Source organism: Anaeromyxobacter sp. SG17, assembly GCF_022690695.1.
In the GTDB taxonomy this organism is placed as follows: domain Bacteria; phylum Myxococcota; class Myxococcia; order Myxococcales; family Anaeromyxobacteraceae; genus Anaeromyxobacter; species Anaeromyxobacter soli.
Genome location: NZ_JALCYX010000079.1, coordinates 1 through 18,166 on the forward strand (window position 1 = coordinate 1; position 18,166 = coordinate 18,166).

General features: G+C 74.0%; 15 protein-coding genes and 2 pseudogenes. 9 read left to right on the plus strand and 8 right to left on the minus strand.

Annotation, left to right across the window (positions count from 1 at the left end; all coding sequences use genetic code 11):
- Nucleotides 1-318 (plus strand): annotated as a pseudogene (locus MNY60_RS20105) (hypothetical protein); the annotation flags it as partial.
- A 36-nt stretch (nucleotides 319-354) separates the two neighbouring features.
- On the opposite strand, the gene MNY60_RS20110 reads toward MNY60_RS20105, so the two are convergent.
- The gene (locus MNY60_RS20110) at nucleotides 355-3,123 is read right to left on the minus strand and encodes an SNF2-related protein (protein WP_242341524.1); all 2,769 of its coding nucleotides are present in this window, start codon (nucleotides 3,121-3,123) and stop codon (nucleotides 355-357) included.
- A gap of 215 nt (nucleotides 3,124-3,338) precedes the next feature.
- Here MNY60_RS20110 and MNY60_RS20115 point away from each other — a divergent pair, with 215 nt between their 5' ends.
- Complete coding sequence (locus tag MNY60_RS20115) at nucleotides 3,339-4,028, plus strand: zinc-ribbon domain-containing protein (protein ID WP_242356654.1); 690 nt, start codon at nucleotides 3,339-3,341, stop codon at nucleotides 4,026-4,028.
- 55 nt (nucleotides 4,029-4,083) lie between these two features.
- Here the strand turns inward: MNY60_RS20115 and MNY60_RS20120 are convergent, their stop codons facing one another.
- Together MNY60_RS20120 and MNY60_RS20125 are read right to left on the minus strand one after the other, a co-directional pair.
- On the minus strand, nucleotides 4,084-6,936 hold the full coding sequence (locus MNY60_RS20120; RefSeq protein ID WP_242361600.1) for a pitrilysin family protein: 2,853 nt from the start codon (nucleotides 6,934-6,936) through the stop codon (nucleotides 4,084-4,086).
- A gap of 18 nt (nucleotides 6,937-6,954) precedes the next feature.
- Complete coding sequence (locus MNY60_RS20125) at nucleotides 6,955-9,150, minus strand: S46 family peptidase (protein ID WP_242341034.1); 2,196 nt, start codon at nucleotides 9,148-9,150, stop codon at nucleotides 6,955-6,957.
- A 204-nt stretch (nucleotides 9,151-9,354) separates the two neighbouring features.
- Here MNY60_RS20125 and MNY60_RS20130 point away from each other — a divergent pair, with 204 nt between their 5' ends.
- The 3 genes from MNY60_RS20130 (at nucleotide 9,355) to MNY60_RS20140 (ending at nucleotide 10,764) form a co-directional block, all read left to right on the plus strand.
- Entirely contained in the window at nucleotides 9,355-9,519 is a 165-nt protein-coding gene (locus MNY60_RS20130; protein WP_242341033.1) for a hypothetical protein, read from the plus strand.
- 268 nt (nucleotides 9,520-9,787) lie between these two features.
- Nucleotides 9,788-9,988: a sulfur carrier protein ThiS gene (gene thiS, locus MNY60_RS20135; protein ID WP_242341032.1), complete on the plus strand. Its 201-nt coding sequence runs from the start codon at nucleotides 9,788-9,790 to the stop codon at nucleotides 9,986-9,988.
- A gap of 2 nt (nucleotides 9,989-9,990) precedes the next feature.
- A complete protein-coding gene (locus MNY60_RS20140) occupies nucleotides 9,991-10,764 on the plus strand; it encodes a thiazole synthase (protein ID WP_242341031.1) in 774 nt (257 codons plus the stop codon).
- A gap of 1 nt (nucleotide 10,765) precedes the next feature.
- Here the strand turns inward: MNY60_RS20140 and MNY60_RS20145 are convergent, their stop codons facing one another.
- Nucleotides 10,766-11,575, minus strand: coding sequence for a hypothetical protein (locus tag MNY60_RS20145; RefSeq protein WP_242341030.1), 810 nt, complete (start codon nucleotides 11,573-11,575; stop codon nucleotides 10,766-10,768).
- A gap of 44 nt (nucleotides 11,576-11,619) precedes the next feature.
- On the opposite strand from MNY60_RS20145, the gene thiE reads away from it, so the two are divergent.
- Both thiE and MNY60_RS20155 read left to right on the plus strand, forming a co-directional pair.
- Nucleotides 11,620-12,240 (plus strand): thiamine phosphate synthase, encoded by a 621-nt coding sequence (gene thiE, locus MNY60_RS20150; RefSeq protein WP_242341029.1) that lies wholly within the window; start codon nucleotides 11,620-11,622, stop codon nucleotides 12,238-12,240.
- Nucleotides 12,241-12,956: 716 nt separating this feature from the next.
- A complete protein-coding gene (locus MNY60_RS20155) occupies nucleotides 12,957-14,168 on the plus strand; it encodes an HNH endonuclease (protein ID WP_242361602.1) in 1,212 nt (403 codons plus the stop codon).
- Nucleotides 14,169-14,467: 299 nt separating this feature from the next.
- Here MNY60_RS20155 and MNY60_RS20160 read toward each other — a convergent pair whose 3' ends face one another.
- From MNY60_RS20160 to MNY60_RS20170, 3 genes are read right to left on the minus strand one after another with little or no spacing between them, the layout of a single operon-like run.
- On the minus strand, nucleotides 14,468-15,121 hold the full coding sequence (locus MNY60_RS20160) for a class I SAM-dependent methyltransferase (protein ID WP_242361604.1): 654 nt from the start codon (nucleotides 15,119-15,121) through the stop codon (nucleotides 14,468-14,470).
- A 33-nt stretch (nucleotides 15,122-15,154) separates the two neighbouring features.
- Nucleotides 15,155-15,622 carry a DoxX family protein gene (locus MNY60_RS20165; protein ID WP_242361605.1) on the minus strand — a complete coding sequence of 156 codons (468 nt, stop codon included), beginning with the start codon at nucleotides 15,620-15,622 and terminating at the stop codon, nucleotides 15,155-15,157.
- Nucleotides 15,619-16,146, minus strand: coding sequence for a rhodanese-like domain-containing protein (locus MNY60_RS20170; protein WP_242341037.1), 528 nt, complete (start codon nucleotides 16,144-16,146; stop codon nucleotides 15,619-15,621). Before MNY60_RS20170 ends, MNY60_RS20165 begins: the two co-directional genes overlap by 4 nt.
- A 92-nt stretch (nucleotides 16,147-16,238) precedes the next feature.
- On the opposite strand from MNY60_RS20170, the gene queD reads away from it, so the two are divergent.
- The gene (gene queD / locus MNY60_RS20175; RefSeq protein ID WP_242341026.1) at nucleotides 16,239-16,631 is read left to right on the plus strand and encodes a 6-carboxytetrahydropterin synthase QueD; all 393 of its coding nucleotides are present in this window, start codon (nucleotides 16,239-16,241) and stop codon (nucleotides 16,629-16,631) included.
- Here the strand turns inward: queD and MNY60_RS20180 are convergent.
- Nucleotides 16,616-17,146: a hemerythrin domain-containing protein gene (locus MNY60_RS20180; protein WP_242341025.1), complete on the minus strand. Its 531-nt coding sequence runs from the start codon at nucleotides 17,144-17,146 to the stop codon at nucleotides 16,616-16,618. The genes queD and MNY60_RS20180 overlap by 16 nt on opposite strands.
- Nucleotides 17,147-17,198: 52 nt before the next feature.
- Here MNY60_RS20180 and MNY60_RS20185 point away from each other — a divergent pair.
- Nucleotides 17,199-18,166 (plus strand): annotated as a pseudogene (locus MNY60_RS20185) (PD-(D/E)XK nuclease family protein); the annotation flags it as partial.

The following is an 18,166-nucleotide window of genomic DNA, read 5'->3' on the forward strand; positions in this document are numbered from 1 at the left end:
GTGACCGTCGGCGCCCCGGTCGCAGGTCCCGCCGACGCGCGCCGCGCCGTCGCCGGCCGCGCGAGCGGGCTCGAGGCCTGCTACGGCGAGGCGCTCCGGCGCACGCCCGCCCTCGACGGCGTGATCGTCGCGCACGTGGGGGGCGGCCGCGCCGCCATCGCGGCGGACTCCGTGGGCGACCCCGAGCTCGCCGCGTGCGTCGTGCGGGCGCTCGGGCCGGCGGGCGGGACCGCGGCGGCCGTGCCCATCCGGTTCGAGCTCGTCCCGGCCAAGGGCGCCGGAGCGGAGGCAGCGGCGCGCTCACGCGGCCGGCCGTGACTCGCGGCACCGAAGGTGCGCGAGTCGCGCCGCCGCTCAGGGCGCGCGCCAGTACGCCGTCGCCACGAGGGTGCGCTTCTCGCGGATCTCCGCGCGCTTCCGGAGGTCCGCGACGGCGCGATCCTTCTCGGCGTAGCGGTGCCCCTCGGTCGCGCGCAGGTCGTCGAGCTTGCGGCGGTACTCGCGCTCGGCGCGCTCGCACGCCGCCCGGCGGTCGCGGAGCGGCGCCTCGGAGCGGTCGTGCAGCGCGCCCCGCGCCTTGGCCCAGGCGGCGCGCGCGTCGTCGACGGCCTTGCGCGGCGACGCGAGCGCGTCCTCGACCGAGCGGTCCCAGCGGTCTCGCGCCTCGTCGTACGACCTCGCGATCCGCTCCTGGAGGTCCTGCACGAGCCGCGCGTGGATCGTCTCCAGCGCCTCCTCCTGCGCGCTCCCGATGGAGACGGTCGCTCCTCGCGGGCCCGCCTTCGCCTCCTCGGCGGGGAGCGCCGCGAACGCCTCGGCCTCCTCCGGGGTGAGCGCGTGGAACCGCTCGCCGTCGTGCCACAGGACGAGGTGGATGACGCGCTCCTCCGAGACGAGCGCGTCGAAGCTGAACTTGTAGGCGAACCACCAGCCCTCGCGCCCGGCCAGGCGGCCGAGCTTCGCGGGCAGGTTCACCGCCGGGAGCTCGAGGAACGAGACGGCGTCCTGCGGCCGCGCGCGGACCTTCTCGGCGGCCTCGCGCACGAGCCTCGCGCGCCCGGTGCGGCCCTTCGCGGGCGGCTGCGGCGCCTCGGGCTCCGCCTCCGCCGGACGGGGCGCGTCGTCCGCGAGGACCGCCGAGACGAGCGCGTCCTCCTCCGCCTCCCGCCGCGCCACCGCCTCCTTCGCCTTCTGCTCGGCGACGCGCAGCCGCCCGCGGACCTCGCCGTCGAAGCGCTCGAAGAGCAGCGCCCGCGCCGCGGCGTACCGGGCGGAGATCCGGTCGTCGAGCTCGCCGCGGAGCTTCTGGAACGCGGCGTCGATCTGCTCGCCCGAGCGGCAGGACTGGTAGATGTCGAGGACCCGCTTCTCGAAGTCGATGCCGGTGCCCAGCGCGCCCAGGATCTCGTCGGACGAGCCGAACACGCCGTCGAAGAGCGCGAGCTTCTGCGAGAGGAGGTCGTAGAGCCGGTTGTCGGCCGCGTTCTGGCGATTGAGGAAGTTCAGCACGAGCACGTCGCGCTGCTGGCCGTAGCGGTGGCACCGGCCGATGCGCTGCTCGACGCGCTGCGGGTTCCAGGGGAGGTCGTAGTTCACGACCAGGTTGCAGAACTGGAGGTTCAGCCCCTCCGCTCCGGCCTCGGTCATGATCAGGATCTGCGTCTCGTTCCGGAACTCCTCGACGAGCGCCTGGCGCTTGTCCGTGCCGCCCACGTCCCCCGAGAGGCAGGTGACGGAGTAGCCCTTCGCCTTGAGCAGGCGCGCGAGGTAGTCCTGCGTGCGGCGGAACTCGGTGAAGACGACCGCCTTGTCCGGCCAGTTGCACGCCTTCGCGACCGTGAAGCAGCGATCGAGCCCGCGCACGAGCGCGTCGCCCTTCGCGTTCACCTTGATCTCCCGGGCGAGGCGCGCGCAGGCGCGGAGCTCCGAGAGCTCGTCGTTCATCCGCCGGAGCGCGGCCTGGCCCTTCGGCCGCGAGGGGCCGCCGGCGTCGTCGAAGAGCTCCTCCACCTCCTCGGCGAACCCGTCCATCTCGAGGAGCAGCTCCGCCTGGGCGGAGCACTCGACGCCCGCGATCTTCTGGTCGAGCGTGTCGGCGAGCCGATCGAGCGTGGCGGCGAGGGCGAACGACGAGGAGGCGAGGATCTTGCGGTAGACGAGGACGAAGAGCTGCCGGCGCGCCGCGGGGATGGCGTAGGCGTCGTCGCGGCGCAGGTACTCGGAGACGCGCTCGTAGAGCTCCTGCTCCTGGGCGGTCGGCGCGAAGTCCTCCACGATCGATCGCCGCGCGGTGTACTTCACGTACTCCTTCACCTGGCGGCGCAGCGTGCGGATGAACACGGGCGCGAGGCGCGACTTGAGGTCGGCGGCCTTGTCCTCGGTGAGCTCGCCCGAGGCGTACTGGGACCGGAACGCCTCCTCGTTGCCGAGCAGGGCGTCGTCGATGAACGCGGCGAGGCCGAGCAGCTCCATGAGGTCGTTCTGGAGCGGCGTCGCGGTGAGGAGCAGCTTCGGAGCCTTGCGCAGGGCCTTGCGGAGCGCCTGCCCGGTGCGGTGATCCTTGCGGTACGCGTTCCGGAGGCGGTGCGCCTCGTCGATCACGGCGACGTCCCACGGCACGCGCTCGATGTCCGCCTGCCGGAGCGCGGCGAACGGGTGCGAGCAGATGACGATGCCGCCGGTGTCGAACGGGTTCGTGCGGAGGCCCTGCCGCTCCTTCTCGCGGACGGAGTCGCCGTCCACGACCTCGGCGTCGAGGCCGAACTTGGAGCGCAGCTCCTCGCGCCACTGCGCGCGGAGGGACGCGGGCACGAGGATCACGGCGCGCGCCTTGCCCTCGGCGGCGAGCTGCGCGAGCACGATACCCGCCTCGACGGTCTTGCCGAGCCCGACCTCGTCGGCGAGCACGGCGCCGCCGGTGGGGAGCGCCGCCAGCGCGAAGGCGGCGGCCTCGATCTGGTGCGGGTTCAGATCGACGGCGGAGTGGGCGAGCGCCCCGGCGAGCCGGGTGGTCCCGCCGCCGCCGCGCGCGGTGAGCGTCTCGGCGGCGATCCGCTGATGAAACTGCGTGAGCTGGGGCTTGTCCGGCCTCGAACGCGACACCACCTGAGACACCCCGCCCATCCCGCCTCCACCGCCGTCTCCGGCGCCTGCGTCCGGCTGCGCGATCGCGAGCGAGCGCCGTGCGCCATCCCACCCGGCCGCCGCCCCGCGCGCGGGGAGCGCAGCGGAGCGAACGGCGGTATCCCGTGATACCGGCGGCACTGTAGCAGCAACTCGATCCCCGGGGCAGTCCCGATGTACCGTCGCTTCCGGGTGTCGACGATGGGAGCTCGAGCTTGAAGTTCGTCTGTGATTCCTGCGGAAAGCGCTTCGCGAGCGTCGACGAGCCGGCGCCGGGCCGCGTGTACCGCATCCGCTGCCGGTGTGGGCACGTGATCCTCGTGCGCGGGCCCGCCGCCGCGGCGCGCGGCGCCGACGGGCGGCCCCGGCGCTTCGAGCCGCCTCCGCCTCCGCCACCGCTGATGGCCCCTCCGCCGCCCCAGGAGCCCGAGCCCGCGCCGAGCGCGCCTCCGCCGCGCGCGGACCCGGCGCCCGGGCTGCACGCCGTGCCGTCCGAGGAGCGGAGCGGTGCGGCCCAGGCCGAGGCCGAGGCCGAGGCCGAGGCGCAGGCGGAGCTCGTGGTCGAGGCGGCGCCCTCCGCGCCCCCGCGCGAGAGCGCGGGCGACGCGACCGAGCCCGCGCTGCCCGACGATCCTTTCCTGCGCGCGGTCCGAGAGGCGGCGCCCGTTGCCGGAGGCGCCGGGGCGGCCCCGAGCGGCGAGCCCGTGCCGGGCGCCGCGGCCGTCGCGCCAGAGAACGACGCGGGGACGGCGCGCACCGACGCGCCGCGCGCGGAGCGGCCGCGGCTGTCGCTCGGCCTCGAGGACGACGGGGCGAGCGGCGCGAGCCGCCGGATCCTCGTCGCGGCGCTCGTGGCGCTGGCGCTGCTCGCCGCGATCGCGGCGTGGATGACCCTCCGGACGTGAGGCGCGGCCCCTCGGGCTCGGCCCGCGCCGCCCGAGGGGAGAAGCGGCGCCTCCCTCAGCGCGCGAACACCTCGGAGGCCGGCGTCACGCGCACGGCCTCGCGCCGGATGCCCAGCTTCGTCCCCCCGATCGCGCGGTCCTCCTCGAGGAGCGAGGCGGGCTTCTCCGCGTCGTACTTCACGGTCGACACCCCGTCGCCGACGAGCGCGTCGGCGAGCGCCTTCGCGTCCTTCGCGACGATCACGAACGAGAGGTCCTTCGCCGACAGGTGCCGCTTGATGGCGGCGTTCACGTCGGCGCGGGTGAGGCGGGCGAGCCCGTCGCGCATGTAGCGAGTGAACTCGGGGGTGCCGTACCAGCGCGAGTCGAGCGCGTACCCGACCTGCTGGTCCTGGCGCGCGGTCATGACGAACACGTTCTTCACGAGGTAGGCGCGCGTCCTCTCGAACTCCTCCTCCGTGAGCCCCTGGTCGACGAGGCGGCCGAGCTCGTGGAGCGCGATGCGGATCGCCATCTGCGCGTTGGCGGGCACGACGGGCCGGATCCACACCTCGAAGAGCTGCGAGCGCCGCGCGACGTTGGGGCCCGGGAAGAACTGGAACATGCCGCGCGGGAACGCCTCGACGTAGGCGTAGTCGCCGTAGTTCATCCCGCGCTCCTCGCGGATGCGCTGGTAGAGGTGCGAGCTCGACGAGCGGTGCTCTCCGAGCCAGGTCTTGGCGAGCCAGAGCGCGACGAAGTCGGGCTGGCCGCGCACCACGTCGATGGGGTGGCCGAAGGAGATGGCCACGCCGGGCGTGTCCTTCTCGACGAGCTCGACCTCGATCCCCTTCGGCCGCCGGGCGGCGATCCGGGTGGGCGCGAGCTTCTCCCCGGCGGGGAGCTTCGCGAGCTCGGCCTGCAGCCGGGCGCGGAACGGCGCGGGCGCGTCGCCGCCGAGCCCCACGACGAGGTTCGCGCGCGTGTAGTGCGCGCGCACGAACGCCTTCACGTCGTCGAGCGTCACGGCGCGGAGCCCCTGCACCGTTCCGAGCGCGGGGTGCCCGTACGGCGTGCCGGCGAACACGTTCGCCTGCAGCCGCTCCTTCCCGAGCTCCTCGTCGTTCGTCGCGCGCAGGTCCTGGACGAGCGCGTTCAGCCGGTCGTCCCGGACGCGCCGGAAGTCCTCCTCGCGGAACCCCGGATCGGTGAGCTGCGGCAGCGCGACGTCCGCGAAGCGCTCCCAGCCATCCCGCGGGAAGGTGCCGGTGAGGGTGACGAGCTCCTTGTCGACCTGCGCGTCGAAGCTCGCCGCGAGCGGGTGGAGCGCGTCGCGGATCTCGTCGATGCGCATCCGCCGGGAGCCGGCGTCGGCGAGCATCGCCGCGGCGAGCCCGGCGAGCCCCTCCTTGCCCTGGGGATCCCGCGCGCTGCCCGCCTCGAAGAGGAGCTTCGCGGTCACGACCGGCAGCTTCGAGGGGATGGCGACGACCGGCACCTCGGCGGCCGGCCTCGCGCCGGCCTGGGCCGGAGCGGCGGCCTCGACCGCCGCGAGCGCCGGCGTCCGCTCGAGGCCCGCGGGCAGCGGATCCTTCGAGAGCGTGGTCACGACGAGCCGCTCGTCCGTGAAGTAGCGCCGCGCCGTCGCGAGGAGGTCGTCCGGGGTGAGCGCCGCGTAGGTGCGGAAGAGGCGGTTCACGGTCCCGTACGGCGACCGCGCGTACGTCGCGTAGCGCGCGAGCGTCCCGGCGATGGCGTCGGTCGAGTCGAGGCCGCGCAGGAACGCGTTCCGCTGGTGCGCCTTCTGCTCCGCCAGGCGGGCCGGCGGCGGCGCCGCGGCGCGCGCCCGCGCGAACGTCCGGAGGATGGCGTCCCGGACGTAGATCGCGTCGGCGGGGGACTTGAGGCGCGCGTAGACCGTCACGAGCCCCGGGTCCACGCTGGGTCCGGAGTCCGCGACGAGCGCATCCACCTTCTGCTCCTCCACGACGAGCCGCTCGTAGAGGTCGCTCGTCTCCCCGAAGTTCAGGTCGAGGAGGAGATCCACCGCCGGCCAGTCCTTCTTCACGTCGGAGAAGGCCGGCCCGTGGAAGGCGACCGCCACCCACGGCAGGGTCGGCGTGGTCCACGGGACGTGCGCATGGACCGGGCCGCGCGGCGCGGGCTCGGGCGGGATCTCCACCCGGTGCGCGCCGCGCTGCCAGCGCCCGAAGTACCGCTCCACGAGCGGGATCACCTTCTGCGGGTCGACGTCGCCCGCGACCACGATGGTCGCGTGCTCGGGCCGGTACCAGCGCGAGTAGAAGGTCTTCGAGTACTCGTACTGGTTGGGCATGTCCTCGATGTCGGCGAGGAAGCCCATCGTGGTGTGCTTGTACGGGTGGACGCCGAAGGCGCTGTCGCGCTGGACCTCCTCGAGCTTGCGCAGCGGGTTCGACGCGTTCTTGTTGTACTCGCCGAGGATCGCCCGCGACTCCGTCTTGAACGCCGCGACGGAGTAGTCGAGGTTCATGAAGCGGTCCGCCTCGAGCTCGAGGACCTTCTCCAGGTCCTGCTTGGCGAACGTGATGTGATAGTTCGTGACGTCGTCCGACGTGTACGCGTTCTGGCGCGCGCCGATGCGCGTCACGACCGCCTGGTAGGCGTCGGGCGGGTAGGTCTTCGTCCCGCGGAACATCATGTGCTCGAAGAAGTGGGCGAAGCCGGACTTGCCCGGCTCGACCTCGTTCCGCGACCCCGTCTGCATCGGGATCTGGACGGAGACGAGGTCCGGGAAGCCGGTCGGGACGACGAGCACCCGCAGGCCGTTCGGGAGCGTCCGCTCCACCGCCTTGAAGGTGAGGACGTCGCCCGTCCCGCGCGGCGGCGCGGCGAGCGCGGGACCGGCGTGGGCGACCGCCAGGGACAGGAGCAGGGCGGGGATGCGCATGAGGGGATCTCCCGGAAGCTAGCGGGCGCCGACCGCGACGGGCGCGCCGAGCTCCTCGAGCAGGTTCGTCGCCTTCGCGACGTCCGTGAGGAACCAGAGCAGGTAGCGCGAGTCGACCTGGATCGAGCGGGTCGAGGGTGCGTCGAAGATGAAGTCCGAGGCGATGGTCTCCCAGGTGCCGTCGAAGAGCAGCCCCACGAGCTCACCGGCGCCGTTCAGCACGGCCGAGCCGGAGTTGCCGCCCGTCGTGTCCACGCTGGAGAGGAAGTCCACCGGCACGTCGCCGAGCTTCGGGTCCACGTAGGGGCCCGTGCCGCGCGCGTGCTGCGCCCGGATCGCCTCGCGCACCGGGGCCGGGACGTCGAACTCCTCGTCGCCCGCCCGGTGCTTCGCGAGCACGCCCGCGAGCGTCGTCTGCGGCCGGTAGTAGAGGCCGTCACGCGGCGAGACGCCCTTCACGACGCCGTAGGTGACGCGGAGGGTGCCGTTCGCGTCCGGCGCGAGCACGCCGCCCGCCCTCGCGACGAGGGCGCGCGCGTAGACGGGGCCGACGCGGGAGCGCGCGCCGTCGCGCGCGTACTGCTCCTCGCGGAGCTGCCGCTCGAACGGCCGGAGCGCGGCGAACAGGTCGAGGAACGTGTCCTTGCGGGCGGCGAGCTCCTTCGTCGTCTTCCGCTCGGAGAGCTCGAGCCGCGTCTTGCGGTCGGCGAGCTTCGTCCCCGCGTACAGCCGGTCGAGGAACGCGTCGATCCTCCGGCCGGCCTCGTCGGGGGGCGCGCCCGGCGCGAGCCCCACCGCCGCGTCGAGCGGCGGGATGCGCTGGTCCGCGGGGAGCGCCGCCGCCTCGACGAGCGCGTAGCGCAGGAGCGCGCGGTCCGCGCCGAGGTCCAGGCTGCGCTCGATGCGCTCGAGGTACTCCCGGAGCCGCGGCCACTCGCGCTGCTGGAACGCCGGATCGCGGTCGAGATCCTTCTTCGGCCGGTCGTCGGCGAGCCGCCAGACGGTGCGCGCCGCGGAGAGCAGCGACGAGCTCGAGGTGAGCGACTGGAACACGAGATCGCGCTCCCGCGTCCGCTCCTTCTCCCCCTGGATCCGGTCGAGCGCGGCGAGCGCCTCGCCGTACTCCGCCTTGCGGGCGGCGTCCGCCTCGATCCACGCGACGAGCGCCTTCTCGTCCTGCGCCTTCTTCTCGAGGAGCCCGCCCCTGGCGGCGCCCTCGAGGACGCCCTCGCGGTTCTTCATCGAGTTCGCGAGCCCCCGCACGCGCGGGTTCACGCGGATGGCCGTCTCCTTCGACTCCTTGGAGAGCCGCTCCAGGATGGCGAGGAGGTCCCGGTTGCGCCGCACCGTGCCCGGGTACGCCCACTCCAGCTGCTCCTTCACCTCGCGGTACGTCTTGAGCCGCTGGGTGCGCCCCGGGTAGCCGGCCACGAACACGAGGTCGTCCTCCGCAACGCCCTTCGGCGACACCTTCAGCCAGCGCCGCGGGTGGTACGGGACGTTGTCGTCGGCGTGCGGCCGCGGGCTGCCGTCCTTGCCGACGTACGCGCGGAAGAACGAGAAGTCACCGGAGTGGCGCGGCCACATCCAGTTGTCGGTCTCGCCGCCGAAGTTGCCCACGTTGGCCGGCGGCGCGAAGACGAGCCGCACGTCCTGGATCTCGAGCTGGCCCACCTCGAACCAGCGCGCGCCCTCGAAGAACGACGCGACGGTGCAGCGGAGGCCCGGCTTCTCGCAGCGCGCGGTGCGCCGCTTCACGCGCCGCTCGATGAGCTTCCCGCGCTCCGCGTCGCCGAGCCCCGGCTCGAGCCCGCCGGTGATCTCGTCGGTGACCTCCGTCACCGAGACGGTCACGTACACGCGCGCGCCCGGCCCGTTCCAGAGCTCCTCCCCGCGCGACCGCGCCACGTAGCCGCCGTCGAGCAGGTTGCGCTCGGGGGTCGAGTTGAACTGGAGCGCGCCGATGACGCAGTGGTGGTTCGTGGCGATGAGGCCGTCGGGGGAGACGAAGGACGCGCTGCAGCCGCCGAGCGAGACGACCGCGCCCATGGGCTGGCCGGTGAGATCCGCGAACTGCCGGGCGTCGCCCGTGAAGCCGAGCTTCTCCAGCCGGGCCGCGAGATCGGGGAGCTGCTGCGGCATCCACATGCCTTCGTCGGCGCGGGCGGAGGCGCCGAGCGCGAGCGCGAGCAGGGCGGCGAGGCGAGCTTTCACGGGCGATTCTCCTCTTCGGGGGGATGGCGACGTAACCACGCACACCGGCTGCGGGCAAGCGAGACGGCGCACGTCGCGCGCTGCCCGGGCGAGAGACGAGACGCCGGCGTTCGTGACGGCGCCGGCCCCTGCGGGGCGAGGCCTTCGGCCGCGAAATAGCCGCGGCGGGCGCGCGTAGAGCGGTGGGTACGGAGGTCACGGATCATGAAGGGTTTCGCGCTTCTCGCTCTCGCGCTCGCACTCGAGGCCGCCTTCTTCTTCAGCGTCATGATGACGCCCTCGGCGTCCGAGGCGGCCGCCCGCCTCGCGCCGGTCGACGCCGAGCCGCAGCTCGTTCACTACGCGGCACCGATCGTCGTGCGGTCCTGACGGCGTCGCCCTCGAACGCGTCCTCCCTCATGCGCACCTCGCCGCTGCCGATCGCCTCGCCGACGGACTCCTCCAGCAGCCGGGAGGCGAGGAGGACGTCGCGCGCGGCGGCCGAGCAGGTGCTCGGGCGCTGCGAGGAGGTCCGCGGCGCTCCCGCGGCTCGTCCCGTCGACGCAGAGCTGGAAGGCGAGCTCGCGGAGCGCTGCGGGCCACGCCGAGCGCGAGGGTGCGTTGACGCGCGCGCGCCAGCGTTCTAAGTGTGCGGGGCATGCAGGTCCGACTGAATGGGGAGCTCCGGGAGGTCCCGGAGGGCGTGACCGTCGCCGGGCTGCTCGGTCACCTCGGCGTGAAGGCGCAGCGCGTCGCCGTCGAGGTGAACGACGCGGTCGTGACGAAGGATCGCTACGAGTCCCAGCGGATCGGACCAGGCGACTCGATCGAGATCGTCGCTTTCGTCGGCGGAGGGTAGCGATGGCGGACACCTGGAGCATCGGCAAGCACGCCTTCACGAGTCGCCTGCTGGTCGGGACGGGCAAGTACCCGGACTTCCCCACCATGCAGCGCGCGCTCGTCGCGTCGGGCGCCGAGCTCGTCACCGTCGCGGTCCGGCGGCTCGATCTCTCCAAGACGGGCGAGGCGTCGCTCCTCGAGTGGATCCCGAAGGGCATGAAGCTCCTGCCCAACACGGCCGCGTGCTTCACGGCCGACGAGGCGATCCGCACCGCTCGGCTCGGCCGCGAGCTCGAGATGGGCGACCTCGTGAAGCTCGAGGTGATCGGCGATCGCCGCACGCTGTTCCCGGACGTGGTCGGGCTGGTCGCGGCGGCCGAGGTCCTCGTGAAGGAGGGCTTCACGGTCCTGCCCTACACGAACGACGACCCGGTCACGGCGAAGCGCCTCGAGGACGTCGGCTGCGCGGCGGTGATGCCGCTCGGCGCGCCGATCGGCTCGGGCCTCGGGATCCGGAACCCCTACAACCTCCGGATCATCATGGAGACGGTGAGCGTCCCGGTGCTCGTCGACGCCGGCGTCGGCACGGCGAGCGACGCCGCGATCGCGATGGAGCTCGGCGCCGTCGCCGTCCTCATGAACACCGCCATCGCCGAGGCGAGGGATCCCGTGCTCATGGCGGAGGCGATGCGCGCGGGCGTCGAGGCGGGGCGCAAGGCCCACCTCGCCGGCCGCATCCCGACGAAGCTGCACGCCGCGGCGTCGAGCCCGATGACGGGGCTCATCGGGAGCTGAGCTACCCGACGGGCTCGATCCGCGCGATCGACTGGATCTGCGAGCGGAACACGCGGGAGGGCTTGCCCCAGTTCCCGGAGCTGAAGCCCTGGCAGATCCGCTCGTAGGCCTCCGGGTGCTGGTGCGGCGCGAACTCCTCCACGACGCCGCGGAGCTCCCACCCCGCGAAGTCGTCGAGGTCGAGCACGAGCCGCGTCTCGTGGCGGTTCGCCTTCAGGTTCATGTACGTCTTCAGGGCGAGGCCGTCGCCGTGATAGAGCGCGAGCCGCTCGCCGTCCACCTCGTGGTGGAAGATGAACCGCGGCGAGATGTTGGCCGTCTCGCCCACGCCCACGAGCGCGTACCGCACGCCGGCGAGCGTCTCCTGCAGGTCCTCGAAGGGGACGTTCTCGAAGAACTTGAGCGTGTAGGGGCTGTGGTGGACGGTGAAGATCTGGGCGCCCTTCACGGCCACCGTGCCGTCCGGGAGCTCCTCGAGCAGATCGCGCTCGGTCGTCCCGGTCGAGAGCGCGCGCGTCTTCACCTGGTAGCCCTGGTACTGCTCGACCCGCGTCATGTGGACGGTGATCGACTCGCCCTTCTGAGGCCGGCGCACGATCGGGCCGGCGAGGCGGATCTCGAGGTCGCGTCCCGTCGGACCGGGCTCGAGCCGGCGGATCCGGTTCACCGAGACCGAGGCGAACGTCCCCGCGAGGCTGGTCGTGCCCATGAAGGACAGGACCTTCTCGTACTTGACCGTCGGGAAGCGGCTCGCCTGCTTCGCCTTCTGCTCCTCCAGGAACGCGAGGAAGCTGTGAAGGTCGCTCGACACGTGATCACCTCTGGGAGGAGGATGGCGTGCGCGCGAGCTTACGGATGGGCGTTCCCGTTGTCCACCTGATCACGGATCGCAGTCTCACGCGGGATCTCCCCGCGCGCGTCACCGCCGCGCTCGTCGGACTGCCGCCCGGCCGGGTGCTCGTCCAGCTGCGAGAGAAGGACCTCGGCGGCCGCGAGCTGCTCGCGCTCGCGCGCGCGCTCGCGGCAGTCTGCCGCGCGGCGGGGCAGCGCCTCATCGTGAACGACCGCGTGGACGTGGCGCAGGCGGCGGGCGCCGACGGGGTACACCTGCCCGCCGCCGGGATCCCGGCGGCGGACGCGCGCCACCTGCTCGGTCCGGACGCGCTGGTCGGCGTCTCGTGCCACTCCGCGGCGGAGGTGCGCCGCGCGCGCGAGGCGGGCGCGAGCTTCGCGACGGTGAGCCCCGTCTACGACACGCCCTCGAAGCGCATCTACGGGCCCCCCGTCGGGCTCGCGGTGCTGCGCGCGGCCGCGGCGCAGGGGTTGCCGGTCATCGCGCTGGGTGGGGTGACGCCGGCGCGGGTGCCGGAGGTGCTCGCCGCCGGCGCCCACGGCGTCGCGGCGATCCGCGCCTGGCTCGAGGGCGACGACCCCGCCGGCGCGGTCCGCGCGCTGCTCCCGGGCGGCGCGGGTTGAGCGGGCCGATCATGTTCGACGAACGGGCGAGCGAAGCGAGCCCGCCGGGGCGCCACCGCGACAGCGGCGAAGCCGCCCGCAGTGGCGCACGGGACCCGGCGTGCAGGGGCTGGGGCGCAGCCCTCATCATTCGTCACAAGTGCGGGTACTCGCCGGACGAGCGGCGGGTGTTTCGACCACGGCTCCCGTGCGCATGGCGGATTCGGGGCATCGACGGGGTCGGCGCAGCGCTCGTGCTCGACCCCGATGAACGCGGGAAGGCGTCGGAGCAGGCGAGCGTCTCGCCGTATCGAAACCGGGCCCAGCGACGGCGTGACTTCGCGCGGGGAGCTCGCGGACTTCTCGACGGCGCCTCCGCAGCTCGCCCCGAAGCACGCCCTGGAGCGTCGCGGAAGTCGACCGTATTCACCCTGGGTGTCAACTATCGCCAGCGGTAGTGCCGGTCGGTGCCGCGGCTCTTCTCGCGACGAGGCAAGACGTCCCAGATGCGGTGGGTGAGACATTTCCCATTGACGCATTTTCGCTTCAATCGCGCTCGGCATATGAGTAGGCGCGGGAGGGCCGCTCTCGCGCACGCTTCTCGCGCGTGAAGCGCGTGCCGATCGCCTTGGGGCAACGACGAGGGTTCGCCGGAGAACGCCGCGCAGGCGCGAGCCTGGAGCGTCTCCGGAGCTCCGGAAATCGCGTGTTACGAAGGGTGTACTGGAGGTCACCCCATGTCCGCGCTCGCCCCCGCTTCTCTCGAGTCGAACGTTCTCGCCCTGCGCCTGCGCGAGCTCGCCGGAGAGGAACGAAAGGTCCAGGTCGACTTCCTCCTGCACCTCGACGAGTTCGATCGGCGCCGCGCCTTCGTCGAGGTCGGCCATGCGTCCCTCTGGGCCTATTGCCTGGAGGCGCTCCACCTGCGCGAGGGCGCCGCTGGCCGGCGCATCCAGGCGATGCGGGTGCTGCGCCGCTTCCCGATCCTCGAGGCTCCGCTGCGGGATGGGCGCCTTTGCCTATCCACCGTGGCGCTCCTCGGCCAGGTGCTCACCGAGGAGAACGTGGACGATCTCCTCGCTCGCGCCGCCTTCCGGACGCGGGCCGAGGTCGAGCACCTCGTCGTCTCCGTCCAGGCCCGCACCGCTCCGCGCGCAGGCGTCCGCAAGCTGGCCGAGCGCGCGCCCGCCGCAGCGAGCGCAGCGCTACCGCTCCCGGCGTCCGATGCAGGCGCCGAGGCGGCGCCAGTGGCCAGCCCTGCTGAGCCGACCGTCGGCCCGGACCCCACCGCCGGCTCGCTGCCGGCGCCCCCGCCCACGGTCGCGCAGCCGAAGCGAAGGGCCGAGACGCTCGCCGTCTCGGAGACGCATTGGTCGCTCCGGGTCACCCTCGACCGCGCCTGCAAGGAGGACCTCGAGACGCTCCGGTCGCTTCTGTCGCACAAGGTCCCGGATGGCGACCTCGCGGCGGTGCTCCACGAGGCCATCCGCTGCGCCATCCAGAAGCACGGCAAGCGCAAGGGCGCGGTCGCGCCGGAGCGGAAGACGAAGGGAGCGAAGCAGGCCGGGACGACGAAGGCCGCCGCGACGAAGAAGACCGCGGGGAAGCCGCCGGCTGCGAGGACCACGATCCCGGCGATAGTGCGCCGCGCGGTGTGGACGCGCGATGGCGGGCGCTGCGCCTGGGTCGGCCCGGACGGCTGCCGCTGCAACAGCCGCTGGAAGCTCGAGCTCGACCACATCCAGCCCGCCGCCCTCGGGGGACCGCCCACGGTCGAGAATCTTCGGCTCGCCTGCCGAGCCCACAATCTGCTTCACGCGGAGAGCACCTTCGGGCGCGAGCACATGGATCGCTTCCGCCGCGATGCGAGCAACAGGCCGACACCGCTCTCGCGCGCTGACGTGGCGCCTCTGCGTCCCGTCATGCAGCTGGGGATGTGGGCGCAGTGACCCAGCGGCGCCCCGGAGTTGGCCGAAGCTCCAGCGGACCGAGGACCGGTTCGCATGGCCGCGCGGCTAGAGCGTCGACTCGCCGCTCGCGTCCTTCCGGGCTTCCGAACCCCTGCGCCCCCGCCGGTGGCGCTCACCGCCCTGCCGCCCGCAGTGCTCCGCCCGGAGCGTTCCCGGCGCGCGCGGGTGCCGACCCGTCGATGCCCAGCCGGAGCGCGCGGTGCGCCGCTAGTCCGACCAGAGCCGCTCCCCCGGTCAGCAGCCGAAGATGTGACGAATCCTCAGGGCGCAGCCCCCGTTCAACCGACCCGGAGCTCGAGGAAGTACTGGTAGGGCAGGAACGTCCGCTCCGCGGCGACCGCGAGCCCCGCCGCGCGCGCGGCGGCGAGGAAGTCCTCGCGCGACACCTTGTGGTCCGGCGGCGGTCCGACCGGCAGCTCGCCGGCGTGGAAGTCCACGTTCACGATCCGTCCGCCCGGCGCCAGCCGCTCCGACAGCCGGCGGAGGTACCCCGGCCCGTCGGGGAAGTGATGGAACGTGTTCACGACGAGGATCGCGTCGCACGGCTCGGGCGGCAGCCCCTCGCCCTCGGGCGCGAGCAGCGGGTGGACGTTCGCGATTCCCGCCGCCCGCGCGCGCTCCTCGAGCAGCGCGATCATGCGCGGCTCGACGTCGATGGCGTACACCCGGCCGGACGGCCCCACGGCGCGGGCGAGGCGGAGGGCGAAGTAGCCGGGCCCGGCGCCCGCGTCGCAGGCGACGGCGCCGGGCCGGAGCCCCAGCGCCGCGACCACCTCGTCCGGCTTCTGCCACTCGACCCGCGACGGATCCTCCAGCCGCGCGAGGTAGGCGTCGAGGTCCTCGGGGTTGCCGTGGCGGTCGCGACCGGGCGCGTGGCCGTGCCCGTGGCCTGCGCCGTGCGCGTCAGGGTGCTTCGGGGTGTGCGTGCTCATGCGCGAGGAGAGCCCCTGGCCGGTCCGGGAGATTCAGCCATGGGTGGCCGCGGACGCGTCGCGCCGCGGCTCGCTCGCCGGGGCCGGGCGCGCGGGGAGGAGGCGGCCCGGGCCGCGCAGGAGCAGCGCGAGCGCGACGGCGAGCATGCCGGCGTCGCGCAGCACCGTGAGCCAGGTCGCGCTCTCGTTGCCGCCGAAGCAGCCGCAGCGCAGGTCGATCCCGCGGAGCAGCGCCTGCGAGAGGCCCAGCGTGAACACCGCGAGGAGGCCGGTCGCGACCAGCGCGGCGCCCCGCGCGAGCCGACCGGTGACGAGCAGCAGGCCGAGCGCGAGCTCGATCCCGATCACCGAGGCGGCGGCGCCGGGGACGAGCCCAGGCGGCACGAGCCGGTAGTTCGCGAGGTTCTCGGCGAACGCCGCCATGTCCGGGAGCTTCGTGGCGGCGGCGTACAGGAAGGTCGCGCCGAGGCCGATGCGGAGGAGCGCGAGGAGCCGCTTCACCGGTGAGCCTCCGCGGGATCGTGGCAGGCGGGGCAGTAGCCGGACGTGCCGGCGCCCCCTGCCGCCACCCAGGCCGGCCAGGCGCCCTCGAGGACCCGCACGTCGGGGAGCCCCTCCCGCTTCAGCCGGTGCGCGACCTCGTCGGCGAGCGCGCAGGTGTAGTCGCCGTCGTACACGACGACGAGCGGGTACGCGCGCAGCGCCGCGACCGCGACTGCCTCGTCCGGGTGGCCGGCGGGCGGGAGGTGGACGGCGTTCGTGACGTGCCCCGCCGCGAACTCGCTCGCGCCGCGCGCGTCGGCGAACCCGGCCCTGCACGCGTCGCAGAGCCCCTTCGCCTCCTCGACCGCGATGCGCGGCGCCCTCGCCGCCGGGGCGGCGCCTGCCACCGCGCACATGCCGGTGCCGCTCTCCGCGGCCGAGTGGACGGGCCGTGCGAGGGCCGCCGGTCTCGGGCTCGCGGCGTTCCCGGCGAGCCCGAGGAGGGCTCCGGCGGCGACGATGAGAGCTGCCTCTGCGAGCATGCGCACGGGGCGATGGTAACGCGGGAGGGGGGATCCCGCGATCCCGATGCGCGGGTGCGCTCGCCGGCCAGGGCGGCTATATTGCGCCGCGCATGGGCGTCCCCGTCTTCGAGGTCTCCAAGGAGTTCACGTTCAGCGCCGCGCACCAGATCCGCTTCCACGGCGGCAAGTGCGAGCGGCTCCACGGCCACAACTGGCGGATCCGGGTCCACGCCCGCGCCTCCGAGCTGAACCGGATCGGCATGGTGATCGACTTCGCGGATCTGCAGAAGCTCGTCGGCGACATCGGCGGCCGGTTCGACCACCGGAACGTGAACGAGGTGCCGCCCTTCGACGAGGTGAACACCACCGCCGAGCTGCTCGCGCGCCACTTCTACGAGGAGGCGAACCGAGCGCTGCTCGAGCGAGAGGGCGGCCGCGTGCGCGTGTCGAAGGTCGAGGTCTGGGAGAACGAGGGCTCGCTCGCCGTCTATCGCGAGGAGTGATCGCGGCGGGCGCGAAGCTCGCGCGCGATGTCCGCCCGGGCCCCGTCCCCGAGGAGCGTCCGCAGCGCCGGGAAGATGACCTCCTCCTCGAGCACGAGGTGGTGCGAGAAGTGCTCCCGGAGCGTGGCCACCGCGGCGATGAGGGCGGGGGCGAGCTCCTCGCGCCGTCCCGGCGAGGCGACGAGCTCCGAGCACACCGCCAGGACGTGCGAGACGGCGAGCGCGTGGCCGGCGTGATCGCGGTGCATCGTCACGAGCGCGGCGTCCACCTGCCGGTCGCGCCCGGCGAGGCGCGGCAGCACCGACTCCTCCTCGTCCTGCGCGTGCAGCGGGAGCGCTTCGGCGAAGTACTGCCGGATCCCGGCGGCCGCGCGGGCGACCTCCTCTGCCCCCATCGCGCCGGCCACCGCCAGCCGGTCCGCCAGCTCGATGAACGATCGGAGGCGGCCGTGACACTCGAGGAGGACCGCGACGGCCTCCTCGGCGAGGGACCTGGTGCCGGTGTGCGTCTGCATCTCTCCCGGAACGCACGCCGCCCCGTCAGCCTTCCCTCGTATCCTGCTCCTCGTGGCCGCCCTCATCCTCGCCAGGACGCCCCTCGCGGCTGCGAGGGCGGCGCGACGTCTCTGCGACGCGCAGGACGGCGTCCTGTTCGGGCCTCAGGTGGCGACGCTCGATCGCCTCGTCGTTCCGCTCGTGGCCGCCGCGGGCGACGGGCGGGCGATCCTGGATCCGCTGGCCGAGCGGCTCGTCGCCGCCGAGGCGGGGCGAGACGCGGGGGGGCCGTTCGAGGGGCTCGAGGCGACGGACGGGACGGCGGCCGCGCTCGCGGCGACCCTGGCCGAGCTGCGCCGCGCGGAGGTGAGCGCGGCGGACGCACGCGCGGCGGCGAGGTCGCTGGACGGCGCCGCGGCCGCGCGCCTGGGAGCCGTCGCCGAGGTCCTCGCCGCCTACGAGACGCGCCTCGCTCGCGCGGGCGCGCTCGATCGCGCCGGCGCGGCGCGCGCCGCGGCCGACGCGGCGGCGCGCGGGGTGACCTGCCCCGAGACGGCGGACCTCGACCTCCTCGTCGTCGCGGGGATCGCCGAGGCGAGCCTCGCCGAGTGGGACCTCCTCTCCGCGCTCGTCGCGCGCGCGCGCCGCTCGCGGCTCCACCTGCCGTTCTTCCCCGAGCGCCCCGACGTGTGCGCGCCCGTCGAGCCGCTGCTCAGGCGCGTCGAGTCGCTGCACGAGCTCGCCGCGCGGCGCGAGATCGAGGTCGTGCTCGCGCACGTCGAGGGCGACGGGCGCGCCCCCGGGCCGGCCGCGCTGCTCGCCGCGCTCGGCGGTGGCCGCGCCTCCGGGCAGCTCGAGGGTGACGGGGTCATCGCGGTGGCGGCGCCGGGCGAGGAGGGCGAGGCAGACGCCGCGGCGCGAACCGTCGCGGCCCTCGCCGCGGACGGCGTGCCCTTCGAGGAGATCGCGGTGATCGCCGCCGCGCCCCGGCAGGTGGCCCCCTCGCTCGCGCGCGCGCTCGCCGCGCGCGGCGTCCCCTT